Source organism: Rathayibacter sp. VKM Ac-2754 (assembly GCF_009807095.1).
Lineage (GTDB): Bacteria > Actinomycetota > Actinomycetes > Actinomycetales > Microbacteriaceae > Rathayibacter.
In genome coordinates this window covers 39,646-54,165 of record NZ_WUCC01000004.1, presented here as the reverse complement: position 1 = coordinate 54,165, position 14,520 = coordinate 39,646, and the positions used below count along the sequence as shown (strand labels likewise).

The following is a 14,520-nucleotide window of genomic DNA, read 5'->3' as shown; positions in this document are numbered from 1 at the left end:
GGCGCGGGCGGGACGGCCCGCGCCCCCGGGAACTACTCGCCGCCGCTCTGGAAGCGGTCGTAGGCCTGCTGGTAGGTGGCGGTGACGTCGGACGCGCCCATCGACTCGAGCTGCGAGACGTAGGAGTCCCACTCGTCGTCGACCGTGCCGTCGACGATCCAGGTCGCGAACTTCTCCTTGACCAGCGTGTTGATGTCGGTGAGCGCGTACGACACGCGGTCGAGCTCGTCGTTCGAGAGCAGCACCGGCGGGTAGGCGTCGTTCGCCTTGAACGGGAGGTAGTACTCGTTCACGAGGTCCTGGCGCTCCTGGGCGCGGGGCTCGGGCGCGACGACCGTCTCGAAGTCCTCCTTCGTGGTGATCTTCGGGCCGCCGGGGGCGACCTTCTGGCGGCGCTCACCCTCCGCCTCGCCCGCTGCGGCGGGGATCTGCACGAGCATCCCGGAGGCGTCCTTCTCGAGCGTCACACCGAGGGGCCCCCAGCTGGTCTGGGCGCTCATCTCGGGGTCGAAGAGGCGGTCGGCCCAGCGCATCGTGGCGGCCGGGTACTCGTTCGAGCGCGTGATGGCCATCGCGCCGCGGCTGATCTCCTGGTTGTTGGCGACGCTGGCGCGCTTCTCACCGTCGACGCCCTCGAGCACACCCAGCACGGCGTAGTCGCCGAGGCGGTCCTCGCCGATCATCTCCTTCGCCTCCCACCAGAAGAAGGAGCCGAGGATCTCGGTGTCGGCCTTGCCCTTGGAGAGGTAGGCGACGTCGTCCTGCGAGAACGACTCCGGGTCGATCAGACCGTCGGAGTACCAGTCGGAGAGGGCCTCGACGCCCTGCTTGTAGCCGTCGGTGTCCGCGGTGAACCGCACCTCGCCGTCGACGACGATGCGGTGGTCGTTGTTCTCGGGCTGTCCGCCGAGGGCCGCGATCAGGTCGTTCGGGTTCGCGCAGAAGGAGTCGGTGCGGAACGACAGCGGGATCTCGTCGGCCTCGCCGTTGCCGTTCGGATCCTGGGTCTTGAACGCCTCGAGGGCTGCGCGGTACTCCTCGATGGTCGTCGGCATCGGGATGCCGAGCTTCTGGAGCCAGGCCGTGTTGATGAAGAGGAAGTTGGGGTACTGCAGGATCCCGAGCTCCTCGACCGAGGGCAGCGTGTAGATGTGCCCGTCCGAGGCGGTCATCGCGGCGCGGATGTCGGGCCGCTCCTCGAGGATGCCCGAGAGGGTCGGCGCGTGCTCCTCGATCAGGTCCTCGAGGGGCAGGAGGGTCCCGTTCTCGCCGTACTGCACGATCTCGGCGTCGGTGAGGCCGGAGTTGAAGAGCACGTTCGGCACGTCGTCGCTGGCGAGGAGGAGGTTCTTCTTCTCGGCGTAGACCTGCTCGGGCAGGTTCTTCCACTCGATGGCGATGTTGGTGTCCTGCTCCCACTGCTGCACGAGCTGCATCGTGGAGTAGTCGGGCGCGAGCGCCGACTTCGTGCCGCCGAAGGTGAGCGACAGGGTGTCGTCGACGATCGGGAGGCCGGTCTCGTTGAAGCCGACCTCGGAGGAGCGGTCCTCGACGGGGTCCGAGCCGCCGCCGCCGGTGCAGCCGGCGAGCAGGAGCGCGCCGGAGAGTCCGATCGCGGTGGTGGTGAAGAAACTGCGGTGTCTCATCGTTCTGATTCCTCTGTGATGGTGCGGCGGGATCGCCGGACGGTGCTGCAGGGCAGCCGGAAGGGTGGCGGGATCGCCTGGCGGAGTGGGAGGAGCGGTCAGCTCTTCACGGCGCCGAGAAGGGCGCCCTTGGTGAAGTGCTTCTGCATGAAGGGCAGCACGATCAGGAGGGGGATCGTCGAGATGACGATCATTCCGTACTTGATCAGCTCGCCCAGGCGCTGGGCGGCGGCGTAGGAGTCCATCGCTCCCGAGCCTCCGGCCGCGGTGACCTCGGACTGGATGAGCACGTTGCGGAGCACCAGCTGGAGCGGGTACTTGCTCTCGTCGTCGAGGTAGATGAGCGCGTCGAAGAAGGCGTTCCAGTTGGCCACGAGGTGGATCATGATCATCAGGAAGATCAGCGGCTTCGACAGCGGCAGGACGATGCTGAAGAAGAAGCGGAAGTCGCTCGCGCCGTCCATCTGGGCCGCGTCGCGCAGCTCTCCGGGAACGTTGTTCTCGAAGAAGGCGCGGGCGATGATCAGGTTCCAGACGCCGACCGCTCCCGGCAGGACCACGGCCCAGATGCTGTCGAGCAGTCCGAGATCGCGCACCACGAGGTAGCGGGCGATCAGGCCTCCGTCGATGAACATCGTGACGATGAACAGGAGGAGGAAGAAGGTCCTCCCGTAGAGGTCCTTCCGCGACAGGGCGTAGGCGGCGCAGAGGATGGTGGCGACGCTGATCGCGGTGCCGACGACCGTGTAGAGCACCGAGTTGCCGAAGCCCTGCCAGATCGCGCCGTCCGAGAAGATCCGGGCGTAGCCCTCGAGCGTGAAGCCCTCGGGCCAGAGCCAGACGTTCCCGTTGAGGATCTGGGACGGCTCGCTGAACGACGCGATCACGATGAAGTACATCGGATAGACGATCGCGACGATCGCCAGGACCAGCACGGTGATCGCGACGGTGTTGAAGACGGGGTCGGCGAACCGTCCGCGGGTCGGCGGGGCGGGGCGCCGGGGCGAGGACGGTGCGGGCCGCGGGCGGACTGCGGACTCGGGGTGGATGGTCTGGGTCATGGCGTCATCACCAAAGGCTCGATTGGCCCGCCCGGCGTGCGACCCAGTTGAAGGTCGCCAGGAGGACGAGGTTGATCAGGGAGTTGAACAGGCCGATCGCGGCCGAGTAGCTGAACTGCGCTTGCTGCAGGCCCGCTTTGTAGACGTAGGTCTGGATCACCTCGGAGGTCGGCAGGTTGAGGTCGGTCTGCATGAGCAGGACCTTCTCGAATCCGAGGTTGAAGAGGTTGCCGATCGCGAGGATGAACAGGATGGTGATCACCGGCATGATCCCGGGGATGTCGATGTGACGGATCCGCTGCCACTTGCTCGCGCCGTCGACCCTGGCCGCCTCGTGGAGAGCGGGGTCGATCGCGGTGAGCGCCGCGAGGTAGACGATCATCGAGAAGCCGGCGTTCTGCCAGATGTCGGAGCCGATGTAGAGGGGGCGGAACCACTCCGGTGACCCCATGAAGAAGACCGGCTCGCCTCCGAGAGCCACGATCGCGCTGTTCACGATCCCGGAGCGCGGCGAGAAGAGCAGGTGGATCATGCCGACCACGACGACGACCGAGATGAACGACGGCGAGTAGAGCACCGTCTGCGTGAACTTCTTGAAGCGCTCGCTCTGGAGCTGGTTCACGATCAGCGCCAGGACGATCGGCACCGGAAAGGCGATCAGCAGCCCGAGAGCGTTCACCGTCAGCGTGTTCTCGATCAGGCGACCGAACTGGAACGACGAGACGAATCTCGTGAAGTTGTCCAGGCCGACCCATGGGCTGCCCGAGAATCCCTCGGACGGGTTGTAGTCGCGGAACGCGATCTGCGCGCCGTACATCGGCCAGTACTTGAACAGGACGACGAAGACGACGGCGGGAGCCAGTAGTACGTATAACTGCCAGGACCGCGCGGCGCGCTTGACGTTCGCGCCGAGCCTCTGCCTCGGTGTCAGGATCCGCCGGGGTCTCGCGACCCCGGTGGTGGAGTGTGTTGCCGTCATGCGCGCACCTTTGCACTCGCCACAGATCCTCGGAGGACCGGTGAGCATTCGATGGGATGGGGTCGGGGGTCCTCGCGCGGATCGGCGAGGAGGATCGAGACGGCCTGGCGGGCCATCCGCTCGTAGGGCAGCGCCATGGTCGTCAGACCGGGGTCGAGATAGGCGGCGAGGGTCTCCTGGTCGTCGAAGCCGACGACCGAGCAGTCGTCGGGCACCTTCAGGCCGCGCGACTCGAGCGTGCGGTAGGCGCCCCAGGCCGTGCGGTCGTTGCCGCAGAAGATCGCCGTCGGAGGGTCGGACTCGTCGAGGAGCTCGGCCGTGAGGGCCAGGCCGTCCTCGACGGTGCCGCCCTCGCCGTGACGCAGCAGGCGGGGATCGACGTCGAGTCCGGCCTCCTCGAGCGCGCGGCGGTAGCCCGCCAGGCGACCGACACCGGCCGGGAGATCGTTCCCGTCCGGCTGGATGTCGATGTAGGCGATCCGCTCGTGACCGGCGTCGGTCAGCTGACGGGTCGCGATGTAGCCGCCGCGCTCCTCGTCGGGGAAGACGCTCGAGAAGCGGCCGCCGGCGGCCTGCGCGTTGGCGACGACCGTCGGGACGTCGTGGAGCGCCTCCGGAACCTCGACGACTCGGTGGTACATCGAGGCGTAGATCACGCCGAGCACCCGGTAGGACAGCATCATGTCGATCGCCGAGGACTCGAGCGCCCTCTCGCCGAAGGTGTCGACGCTGAGGATGACGTGCCCGCTCTCCCACGCCTGCTTCTGCGCCCCCTGGAGGAGGCGGCCGGCGAACGGAGCGCTGGCGACCTCGTCCGAGACGAAGCCGATGATGCCCGACTGACCGCTGCGGAGCGATTTCGCGAAGGCGTTGGTGCGGTAGCCGAGGGCCTCGACGGCCTCCATGACACGGGCGCGCGTCGCCTCGGTCACCCGGTTGCCGGGAGCGTTGTTGAGCACGAGGGACACGGTCGCCTGCGAGACGCCTGCACGCTCCGCCACCTGCCACATCGTGGCCGTGCGTCGAACCATGTCCACCTCCTCGTGACGATCGGTCATTCGTATAACTGGAAGATACACAGCTGTCGCTGCGGGGTCAACAGGCGGTTCGCCCTATCGCGCTCGAGTCGACGGAGCCGACGCGATCGATCCGTCACGGAGGGCCCGGCCGAGTCGGAGGACACGGGCCGTTCGTGACGGATCGACCGAGGGGCGAGCGGCCGGGTCAGCCGCCGGTGACCTGGCCGATGAGGTCCTGGATGAAGGGGACGACGTCCTGGGCCTGGTCGACGCTGGCGAAGGCGGTCGCGACGAGGGGCCAGACCGAGCCGATCAGGGTGGCGACGACGGCGGCGACGGCCGCCACCCAGGCGAGGGCCGCGTTGCGCGAGACGAAGGCCAGGGCGAGGGCCGCGAGGCCGATCAGGTAGCTGATCACGATCGAGAGCGTGATGGCGCCGACCGGGACGTCGAGGACGCCGACGGTCGTGGCGTCGGCCGCGCCGATCAGCCCGAGCACGGGCAGCAGCACGGCGAAGACGACGAGGGCGCTCACGACGACGCCGGTCGCGAAGGCGATCCAGGCGGCACGCGGCTTGCGGCGCGTACCGCCGAAGGAGCGGGTCCTCATCGGACTACTCCTGCCCGGCGCGGTGCGAGGCGCGGGTGTCGGACGAGTCCGCCTCGACGGACTCGCTCTCGACCGGCTCGACCTCGACCGAGACCGGCGCCGGCGCGGCGTCCGCGCCTGGGTCGACCGGCTCGACCTCGACGCGCACGACGAACTCGGCGGCGGCGGGCGCCTCGACCCCGACAGTGCGCTCGGCGGAGACGTCCCGGGTCACTGCGGCCTCGCGGTCCTCCTCCACGGCGTCCGCCGCGGAGTCGAGCGCGTCCGCCGTGGATGCGCGCGCGGTGTCGACCGCGTCGCGGGCCGCGTCGAGCGCGTTCCCGGCCGACTCGCGTGCGGAGTCGAGCGCGTCCCCGGCGGATCCGCGCGCCGAGTCGAGCGCGTCGCCGGCGGCGGCCGCGGCGTTCGAGGCCGCGTCGCGGGCCTTGTCGACGAGGGGCTCGCCGTCCTCGCGCTCGTCGTCCGGGACCTCGATCGGGTCGAACGGCCCGTGCACATCGGTGACGGTGACGTTCACGACGACGGGGCCGGCGGCGACCTGCGCGGCGGCGCGCGACACCTGCTCGCGGGTGGCTTCGATCACCTCGCGGACCTTGTGCGGGTACTCGACGACGAGGTCGAGGTCGACGGTGACGACTCCGTCGGCGCGGCTGACCGTGACTCCGGGGCTCGTGCTGGTGCCCAGCACGGCGCGCGCGGCGCGGTCGAGAGTGCGGGCGGCGGTACCGCCGAGGTGGTGGACCCCGGTGACGCCGGCGGCGGTCTCGGCCGCGGCGGTCGCCACGAGGCGCTCGGTCGACTCCCCCTCGGGATGGCTGCGGTCTGCACCGCTCAGGTCGATCGAGTGATCGACGACGGAATCGGTCATGGAGTGCTCCTAGAAAGTTCGACCCGCGGTGGCGGGCGCTCTCCGGCCCTCCCGAACAGGAGGGCCGGACGGTGGTGCGGTCAGCTCACGCGGGCGGCGCCGCTGACGCGGGTGCGGAGTCCGCCGACGATCTGGATGACGACGGGGGTCTCCTCTCCGAGGAGCGCGTCCCAGCGGCGGACCGCCGTGTCGATGCTGCGACGCACCTGCACGGGCGAGACACCGCGGCGGGTGTGCGCGGTGACCCGGAGGACGTTCTGCCGACGGATCTCGAAGGCGGTGACGTCGACGGAGACGATGGCGGAGTCGTGCGACAGCGCCTCCTCGAGGACCTGCTCGGCGACCTTGGCCTCGATGGTCACCGACCCGGCGCTCGCGGCGTCGGACCTGACGCGCAGCAGCGTCGAAGTGCGGCCGCGGCCCTGGCGCACGATGAAGCGCACCAGCAGGAGGATCAGGACGAGCGCGACGGCGGCGGTCACCCAGAGGATCCAGGGCTGCGCCGACAGGGCGTCCGCGGTCGGCTGGGTCGCGTCCTCGGCGGCCGTCGAGACGGTCTGCTGGACGTCCGGCAGGAGCGACCCGGCAGCGACGGCTCCGCCGGCGACGAAGAGCACGAGCCCGACGACGAACAGCAGAGCGCGGTTGAGGAATCGATTCGTGGTGGTCATCAGCGGACCGTCCCCTTCTCGGACAGGCGCACGCGAGCGCGCAGACGGGGGCTGTAGTCGTAGGTGGCCAGCTCGGCGTCGACGGCCTCGCGGATGCTGCCGACGTCGGTGCTGCGCCCCGAGGTGCGGGCGACGGTGACGCCGACGGTGCGCTTGCCGATCGACACCGACACCTGGTCGGGGTCGACGTCGCTGGCGTAGGCGGCGGTCCGCGCGATGCTCTGCGCGATCACGCGGTCGTCGACCACGGCCGCGGTGCGGTCGGAGCCGGCGCTGCGGCGTCCGCGACGCCCGGGGGCGAACGACACGACGAGCAGGACGAGCCCGATCACGGCGGCGACGGCTCCTGCCGCGGCGGTCAGCGCGATGGGGGCGCCGGCCGCACCGAGGAGAGCGCTCGCGCCGTCCTGCGGGGCCACGAGCAGCGCGGGCTGCCCGAGGGCGGCGAGCACCGCCTCCGTGCCGAGCCAGGCGAAGAGCAGGATCAGCACGACGGCGAGGACGATCGCCGAGCCCGAGCGCGACGAGTGGGTCTCGCGGCGCACGAGGCGCGGATAGAGCGCGGTGGAACTGGGGGTCGTCACGACACCCTCCTTCGTTCTCGGAGGTCGGCGCCCGTGATGCGGAGGTCGACCCGGCCGATGGTGGAGCCGGTGAGCTCCAGGCACTGGGAGCGGATGGTGGTCTGCGCCGTGCTCAGGCGGGAGAGCAGCGTCCCGGAGGAGCGCCGATCCGACTCGCCGAGGGGCGTGACGTGGATGGGAGCGCGCGCGGTGACGTGGAGCTGTCCTCCGTCGTCATCGAGCTCGACGGAGACGTCGGACGCTGTGACGTTCAGCGCCTCCGCGGTGACGGCCGACACGATCCGGCGCACGGCGCGCGAGGTGATCGTCGTGCGGCCGTGGCGGGCCTGGTCGGCCATCACCGCCGCGGTCACGAGGTCCGCCGCCCGCGGAGGGTGTCGGCCAGCGAGTGCAGATCGAGCTTGCCCTCGATGACCCGGCCGACACCGAAGCCGATCGCCATGGCGAGGGCGACGAAGATCATCGCCCAGAAGCCGAAGGCGAGGGCCGCGAACGCGAGGACGGCGCCGAGGACCAGTCCGTTGCGGGACGGAGTCACTTGACGCGGCTCTCGGTGTCCTCGTCCTTGTCGTCCGAGGGGATGTAGACGTCGGCGACGGTCACGTTGACCTCGGTGACCTCCATGCCGACGACCGAGGAGATGGCCTCGGAGACGGCGGAGCGGATGCTGTCGGCGAGCTTCTGCAGCGCGACGGGGTACTCGGCGACGACGGTGATGTCGGCGGCGACCTGCTTCTCGCCGACCTCGACCGAGATGCCCTGGCCGCGGTCCTGCGCGTTGATCGCGTTGCGGATCGCGCCGATGGCACGGGCGGCTCCGCCACCGAGGTCGTGCACGCCGGGGACCTCGCGGGCGGCGATGCCGGCGACCTTCTCGACGACGCCGTCCGCGATCGTGTTCTTGCCGGTCGAGGTGGAGGTGCCGTGCTTGGCCGAGGAGCCGGTGGCGGGAGTGGTCGGGGTGACGTTGGTCATGGTCTTCTCCGATGTCGTGAGAGAGGCGCGGGTTCCGCGGTGCCGATCAGTTGCGGCACATGGATCAGACGTGTCCAGGGGCGCCGTCGTCCTGCCGGTTCAGCCGAAATCCAGAGAACATCGAGGGGCGACGCGCTTGGCGGCCAACCGCCTCCCGAGGGCATAGGGAGGCTCTTCGTCCTGCGGCCAGCGGTGTCCACAGGGTGGGGCGGACCGGTGGGGAGCATCGCTCCGGAGCGGCGGGCGAGCACGGACTCAGCGGCGGCTCGCTCGCCCTTCCCGGTGGGAGGATGGAGGGGTTCGAGACGGAGCGCATCCGATCCGCCGACCCGGGAGGGCCCGATGACCACGTCAGCCGCCACTCCCCTCGGCCGTCGCGAGCGCAACAAGCAGCAGAAGCTCGAGCGCATCACCGCGGCCGCGAGCGAGCTGTTCGCCGAGCACGGCATCGACGAGGTCACCACGCAGCAGATCGCCGAGCGCGCCGACATCGGCACCGGCACGCTGTTCCTCTACGCGAAGACCAAGGGCGAGCTCCTCCTGCTCGTGCAGAACGCGCACTACGAGGAGGCGCTCGAGCGCGGCCGGCGGGAGGCGGAGACCGCCGCGACCGCGCTCGACGCCGTGCTCGCGGTCCTCGAGCCGATCGTGGAGTGCAACCGCGTGCAGGTCGAGAACGGCCGCACGTACCTCCGCGAGATGGCCTTCGGCGACCCGAGCGAACCCCACCACGCCGCGGCACGGGCCATCGCGGCCGAGACCGACCGCACCATCGCCGAGATCCTCGTGCAGAGGGCGGAGCTCGACGCCGCGCGGGCCGCGACCCTGGCGGGCATCGTCTCAGCCGCGATGTTCCTCGCCCTGGCTACCAGCGCCGACCCGCGGACGAGCGTCGCCGAGATCGTCGCCGCCGTCCGCGCTCAGGTCGCGGCGATCCTCCCCCGCTGACGCCGACGCGACGAGCTCAGGCCGCGAGGAACTCCGCGGCGACGGGGGCGAACTGCTCCCAGTACTGGAAGATCCCGCCGTGGCCCGAGTTCGGGTAGATGATCAGCTCGGAGCCCTCGATGCGGCGGTGCAGGTCCTCGGAGAGGACGGAGGGGACCATCCGGTCGTGGTCGCCGTTCGCGATGAGGGTCGGCTGGGTGATGACGGAGAGGTCCGACGGGGCGGAGCGGCCGTAGCGCTGGATCGCCTTGAGCTGGGTCGTGAACGCCTTGTTGCCGATCTTCACGTCGCGGTCGACGGTGCGCTCCTTCAGGCGGCCGACGAACTGCTTCGCGGCCTTCTTCCCGGCGGCGTCGCGGTTGAAGAACGAGGAACTCCTTGATGTCGGAGCGGGTGAGGATCGAGCGCACGAGGTCGTAGTAGGTGACTCCGACCACCTTGTCCATGTCCTTCCCGCCGCGGGGGCCGGTGCCGGTGAGCACGAGCCTGCGGACGAGCGCCGGGTGCTTCACGACGAGGTCCTGCGCGATCATGCCGCCCATCGAGAACGAGAAGACGTCGATCCTCGTGTGGCCGAGGCCGCGGATGAAGTCGTAGGCGTCGTCGGCGGCCTCCTCGAGAGTCGGGGGGAAGGTGCCGCCCGAGGCGCCGACGCCCTGCTGATCGAAGGTGATCACGTGCCGGTTCGCGGCGATCGCGTCGACGATCCGCGGGTCCCAGTTGTCGAGGGTCGCCGCGAGGTGGGCGAAGAAGACGACGGGGATCTCCTCCGCGGGGCCGAGCTCGCGGTAGGCGAAGGTCTTCCCGGCGGTGGTGACCGTCTTCGCCGGTGCGTTCGCGTAGGAGGTGATGACGGGTGCGCTCATGATGCTGATTCCTTCTTCGGGGATCGGTGGCGGTCGGAGACCGAGGACGACGGCTCTGCCGCGGATGCGACTCGTCGTGAGGGAGGCGAGCGCCTCCGGTGTCTCGTGGAAGGGGAACGTCGCTCCGACGACGGCCCGGAGGACTCCGGAGTCGACGAGAGCGGCGATCTCGCGCAGCTGCGATCCGCTGGCCTGCATGAAGAGGAAGCGGTAGCTCACACCGAGCTTCTTCGCGCGGGCGCGGGTCTTCCGGCTGAGCGCCGCGATCGCGAGGCGCAGCACCGGGTTCAGCCCTGCCTGCACCGCGAAGGCCGGGTCGGGGACGCCGTTGATGCCGACGACCGTGCCGCCGCGCTTCAGGACGCGCATCGACTTCTCGAGGGTCTCGCCGCCGAGCGAGTCGAGCACGAAGTCGTAGCCCGAGAGCTCCTCCTCGAAGTCCTGCGCCGTGTAGTCGATCACGATGTCCGCACCGAGCTCTCGGACGAAGTCGGCGTTCGCCGCGGACGCCGTGGTGGCGACGACCGCACCGAGGTGCTTCGCGAGCTGGATCGCGATCGTGCCGACTCCTCCGGAGCCGGCGTGGATGAGGACCTTCTGGCCCGGCCGGACGTTCCCCCTCACCACGAGCGCCTGCCAGGCGGTCAGCGCCACGAGGGGCAGGGACGCCGCCTCCGCCGCGCTGATCGACGTCGGCGCGAGGGCCACGTCGGCCTCGTCGATCGCGATGCGCTCGGCGAACGTGCCGATCCGGAAGTCACGGGGCCGGGCGTAGACCTGATCGCCCGGCTTCACGCCGCGCACCTCGGCGCCGGTGCGGATGACCGTGCCGGCGACGTCGTGGCCGAGGGTCAGCGGAGTCCGGTAGGGCAGGATCGGCCTGAACTCGCCCGCGCGGATCTTCTCGTCGAGCTGGTTGAGGCCCGCGGCCTCGACCTTCACGAGCACGTCGCGCGGGCCCACGGTGGGCTCGGGCACGTCGGCCTCGTGGAGGGGCTGCTTGTACTCGTCGAACACGAAGGCTCGCATGGGACGTCTCCTGGTGGTCTCGGGTGCCGCGGTCAGCGGCGGAGGAAGTCGCGCGCGGCCTCGGTGACCGCGCGCCGGTTCTGGGACACGACCCCGTGGCCGGAGTCGTGGAGGACCCGGACCTGCGCGTCGGCGAACCGGGCCCGCAGCGGGTCGACGTTCGCGGGCGGGACCATCCGGTCGCTGTCGCCGTGCAGGATCAGCGCGGGGGCCGCGAACGGGCCGGCCGGCACCGGCCGCCTCCCCCACTCCGCGACGGCCTGCAGCTGCGGGCGGAAGACGCCGAGCCCGACGGAGGCGTCGCGGCCCGCCCGACGCCGCTGCAGCCTCGCGGCGTACTCCTTCGCCGACCTCCTGCCCAGGTCGGATCGCGTGAAGAAGAGCAGCGAAGTCGGGTCCGTCCCCGTGAGCCCGCCGCGCAGGATCGAGCGCAGCATCACTCCGGCCATCGTCGTGAGCCCGGCACCGCTCTCGGGGCCGGTGCCGGCGAGGATCACCCGATCGACCAGCTCCGGAGCGCGCTCGAGGATCGCCTGGGCGACCATGCCTCCCATCGACAGCCCGAACAGGTCGACCCGCTCGAGACCGAGCACCCGCAGCACGGCGATCGCATCGCCGGCCGCCTCGTCGAAGGACCGCCGCACCACCCCGGTGGAGCCGCCGACGCCGCGGTAGCCGAGCAGGATCACACGACGCTCGGCGGCGAGCGGATCGATGACCTCCGGATCCCAGCCGTCGAGGTTCGCGCCGAGGTGCGTCAGCGCGACGAGGGGCGGCAGGTCGCCGCGGCCCACCTCGCGGTAGACGAACTCGGCCCCCGCGGCGCTCACCCGTCGCGTCGGTGCATCGACGGCGGAGGCGGCCTTCGCGTCATCCGATCTCGGCGCCATGAGTGCCTCTCCCGCTCGCTCCCGGGTCGCTTACCCGAGTAGACTCAATCATGAGCAGACTCAGTTACTTTGTCAAGGAGGCGTCGATGACGACACAGCAGGGCCCACCGGGTCGACGCGAGCGCGCCAAGGAGGAGAAGCGGCGCCGCATCACCGCAGCGGCGACGGCGCTGTTCGCCGAGCACGGTGTCGGCGGCGTCACCACTCAGCAGATCGCCGATCGGGCCGACGTCGCGATCGGCACCCTGTTCCTCTACGCCGCGACGAAGGCGGAGCTGCTGATCATGGTGCAGAACGAGAAGTTCGAGACCGCCCTCGACGAGGGCCTGGCCGCCGCGGCCGACCTCGGCGCCCGGTCGACCGTGCTCGGCGAGGTGCTGGCCCTGCTGACACCCGCGGTCACGTGCCTCCGCGAGCAGCCCGAGAACGGCCGCACCTACCTGCACGAGCTGGTCTTCGGCGACCCCGCCGAGCCCCACCGCGCCGAGGGGCTCGCGCTGTCGCTGCGGCTCGAGGACGGCGTGACCCGCGCCCTCTCCCGAGACCGCTCGCCCGTCGACGCCGCGACGCTGGCACGCGTGGTCAGCTCGGTCCTCCACGTGACCACCACGGCGACCCTGCACCTGCACGATGCCCTGCCGGAGGTGCTCGACCACCTCCGGCGTCAGGTCGCCGTCGTCCTCCCCCGCCCGGAGTGACGCCCGACCCCGCGTCGACGTGATCGCGCACTCGCCGCGACCGTCACGTCGCACGCGCGAACAGCACCAAGGCGAGCACGTCGTGGCGCCGCCGCCCCCTGCTGCTCGGGCCCGCAGCCCCGCAGGGACGTATCGAGACCCACCGGCGTCAGCAGATCGCGGTGCAGATCGCGCCTTCTGAAGGACGTGGATCTCGATACGCCCGCTGCGCGGGCTACTCGATCAGCAAAAGTGGGGTCACGCGCAGGAAGCCCGTTGGTCGAGTAGCCGCCGCAGGGGGCGTATCGAGACCCGCCTCCCTGCGAGCGTCAGGCGTCCGCTCGCCCCGGCCGGGCCGCCGCCGCGCCTCCGTCAGGAGCGCAGAGTCTGGCTCGGCTTCTCGGCGAAGCGCGCCTGGTACGAGCTGGCGAAGCGGCCGAGGTTGCCGAAGCCCCACTCGCGCGCGACGGCGGCGACGGTGGTCGAGCACGGGTCGCCCGCGACGAGGTCGTTGCGCGCGCGGTCGAGCCGGATGTCGCGCAGGTAGACCGAGGGCGAGACTCCGAGGTGGCGCTGCGTCGCCTGCTGCAGGGTGCGGGTGTGCAGGCCTGCGGCGCGCGCGGCGTCGGCGGGGGTGATCGGCTCGTGGGCGTGGTGCTGGAGGAAGTCGAGGGCGACCCGGGTCCGCGACGCGGACGGGCGGCGGAGCACCGCGGGCACGTCCCACGCCCGCCACGAGAAGAGCAGCAGCAGCGCGCGGGCGAGGTTGAGCTCGGCGGTGAAGCGGACGAGCGGCGCGATGGCGGCCGTCGCGAGCGCGGCGCTCGCCTCCGACACCGCGGCCCGCCACCGGGCGAGCACGGTCGGATCGGGGTCGGCCTCGTGGTCGAACGACACGGGCTGCCGGGGTCCGGCGTGCGACTCGGTCGCGACGTCCTCGAGGAAGCCCGGCGCGAAGTGGATCAGGTTCTGGCGGTGCGGCCGGAAGTCGAGCCCGAACTGCCGCTCGGCGGGGAAGAGGAACGGCGCCGAGGAGGCCTCGGTGCGGGTGAACGGGCGGAGGTTCAGAACTCCACCGCCGGCGCGGAACCAGCCGACGACGTACTCGCGCAGGTGCGGGACCTCGCCGATCAGCTCGCCCGCGCAGTCGGAGGTGCGGAGCGTCACGCGCTCGCTGCCTCGGTACGCGTAGCGGAACGAGAAGTCGCGCGACGCGGGGGCCACGCGGAAGGTGCCGCCGCCGTAGGCGTCGGCGTAGACGGCGGAGGCCTGGTCGGGGTTCTCACCGGAAGCCTCGAAGCGTCGCTCGGCACCCTCGTGCACCGCATCGGCGGAGGCGAACGGGCTGCCCATCGTGAAGGTCGACCCGCTCATGACAGCCGCTCGAGCCGTCGGAGGAGGAAGGAGTGCATGACCGGTCTTCTCTCGTGTCAAGGCCCTTTCGTGCGGGGCCGGCTGGCCCTCGAAGAGGGCGGTTACAGATCAGACGAGTCCAGAGCGCGATTCGTCACGAATTCGCCTTCGAATCGACCCTCACTCGGGTGACAGCGTGTGCCTCGAAGGGGCGACTTTCTCGCCCGGCGGCCATCGACTCCGGTGGTCGTCTCCTCAGGCTGATAGGCATTCGGAGCGGACGTGGCCGTCGGGGCGCCGCCGACGCGGATCGACGGACCGCAGGCGAGAGGAGGCGACCATCG

General features: G+C 70.7%; 15 protein-coding genes and 2 pseudogenes. 2 read left to right on the top strand and 15 right to left on the bottom strand.

What is annotated here, in order from left to right; genetic code table 11:
* Positions 1-32: 32 nt before the first annotated feature.
* The 11 genes from GRS92_RS07880 to GRS92_RS07830 all read right to left on the bottom strand — a co-directional run bounded on the left by GRS92_RS07880 (position 33) and on the right by GRS92_RS07830 (position 8,413).
* Positions 33-1,646 (bottom strand): ABC transporter substrate-binding protein, encoded by a 1,614-nt coding sequence (locus GRS92_RS07880; protein ID WP_159854982.1) that lies wholly within the window; start codon positions 1,644-1,646, stop codon positions 33-35.
* 98 nt (positions 1,647-1,744) lie between these two features.
* Complete coding sequence (locus GRS92_RS07875; protein ID WP_159854980.1) at positions 1,745-2,707, bottom strand: carbohydrate ABC transporter permease; 963 nt, start codon at positions 2,705-2,707, stop codon at positions 1,745-1,747.
* Positions 2,708-2,714: 7 nt separating this feature from the next.
* The gene (locus GRS92_RS07870) at positions 2,715-3,686 is read right to left on the bottom strand and encodes an ABC transporter permease (protein ID WP_159854979.1); all 972 of its coding nucleotides are present in this window, start codon (positions 3,684-3,686) and stop codon (positions 2,715-2,717) included.
* Positions 3,683-4,717, bottom strand: coding sequence for a LacI family DNA-binding transcriptional regulator (locus GRS92_RS07865; RefSeq protein WP_159854978.1), 1,035 nt, complete (start codon positions 4,715-4,717; stop codon positions 3,683-3,685). Before GRS92_RS07865 ends, GRS92_RS07870 begins: the two co-directional genes overlap by 4 nt.
* A gap of 193 nt (positions 4,718-4,910) precedes the next feature.
* Entirely contained in the window at positions 4,911-5,315 is a 405-nt protein-coding gene (locus GRS92_RS07860; protein ID WP_159854976.1) for a hypothetical protein, read from the bottom strand.
* A 4-nt stretch (positions 5,316-5,319) separates the two neighbouring features.
* The gene (locus GRS92_RS07855) at positions 5,320-6,183 is read right to left on the bottom strand and encodes an Asp23/Gls24 family envelope stress response protein (protein ID WP_159854974.1); all 864 of its coding nucleotides are present in this window, start codon (positions 6,181-6,183) and stop codon (positions 5,320-5,322) included.
* Positions 6,184-6,263: 80 nt separating this feature from the next.
* Entirely contained in the window at positions 6,264-6,854 is a 591-nt protein-coding gene (locus GRS92_RS07850; RefSeq protein WP_159854972.1) for a hypothetical protein, read from the bottom strand.
* Entirely contained in the window at positions 6,854-7,438 is a 585-nt protein-coding gene (locus GRS92_RS07845) for a DUF6286 domain-containing protein (protein ID WP_159854970.1), read from the bottom strand. Before GRS92_RS07845 ends, GRS92_RS07850 begins: the two co-directional genes overlap by 1 nt.
* On the bottom strand, positions 7,435-7,791 hold the full coding sequence (locus tag GRS92_RS07840) for a hypothetical protein (protein ID WP_235021881.1): 357 nt from the start codon (positions 7,789-7,791) through the stop codon (positions 7,435-7,437). The genes GRS92_RS07845 and GRS92_RS07840 overlap by 4 nt, the downstream gene beginning before the upstream one ends.
* Positions 7,788-7,976 carry a DUF2273 domain-containing protein gene (locus GRS92_RS07835; protein ID WP_159854968.1) on the bottom strand — a complete coding sequence of 63 codons (189 nt, stop codon included), beginning with the start codon at positions 7,974-7,976 and terminating at the stop codon, positions 7,788-7,790. Before GRS92_RS07835 ends, GRS92_RS07840 begins: the two co-directional genes overlap by 4 nt.
* Positions 7,973-8,413, bottom strand: coding sequence for an Asp23/Gls24 family envelope stress response protein (locus tag GRS92_RS07830; RefSeq protein WP_159854966.1), 441 nt, complete (start codon positions 8,411-8,413; stop codon positions 7,973-7,975). Before GRS92_RS07830 ends, GRS92_RS07835 begins: the two co-directional genes overlap by 4 nt.
* Positions 8,414-8,755: 342 nt before the next feature.
* Between GRS92_RS07830 and GRS92_RS07825 the strand changes: the two genes are divergently transcribed.
* A complete protein-coding gene (locus GRS92_RS07825) occupies positions 8,756-9,361 on the top strand; it encodes a TetR/AcrR family transcriptional regulator (protein ID WP_159854964.1) in 606 nt (201 codons plus the stop codon).
* A 16-nt stretch (positions 9,362-9,377) separates the two neighbouring features.
* On the opposite strand, the pseudogene GRS92_RS07820 reads toward GRS92_RS07825, so the two are convergent.
* The 3 genes and pseudogenes from GRS92_RS07820 to GRS92_RS07810 all read right to left on the bottom strand — a co-directional run bounded on the left by GRS92_RS07820 (position 9,378) and on the right by GRS92_RS07810 (position 12,146).
* Positions 9,378-10,227: pseudogene (locus tag GRS92_RS07820) on the bottom strand (alpha/beta fold hydrolase).
* 45 nt (positions 10,228-10,272) lie between these two features.
* Positions 10,273-11,256, bottom strand: a pseudogene (locus GRS92_RS07815) (NADP-dependent oxidoreductase); the annotation flags it as partial.
* A 32-nt stretch (positions 11,257-11,288) separates the two neighbouring features.
* Positions 11,289-12,146 (bottom strand): alpha/beta fold hydrolase, encoded by an 858-nt coding sequence (locus GRS92_RS07810; RefSeq protein ID WP_159854962.1) that lies wholly within the window; start codon positions 12,144-12,146, stop codon positions 11,289-11,291.
* Between the two features lie 86 nt (positions 12,147-12,232).
* On the opposite strand from GRS92_RS07810, the gene GRS92_RS07805 reads away from it, so the two are divergent.
* The gene (locus tag GRS92_RS07805; protein WP_159854960.1) at positions 12,233-12,844 is read left to right on the top strand and encodes a TetR/AcrR family transcriptional regulator; all 612 of its coding nucleotides are present in this window, start codon (positions 12,233-12,235) and stop codon (positions 12,842-12,844) included.
* 351 nt (positions 12,845-13,195) lie between these two features.
* On the opposite strand, the gene GRS92_RS07800 is transcribed toward GRS92_RS07805, so the two are convergent.
* Positions 13,196-14,197 (bottom strand): helix-turn-helix transcriptional regulator, encoded by a 1,002-nt coding sequence (locus GRS92_RS07800; protein WP_159854958.1) that lies wholly within the window; start codon positions 14,195-14,197, stop codon positions 13,196-13,198.
* Positions 14,198-14,520 lie beyond the last annotated feature (323 nt).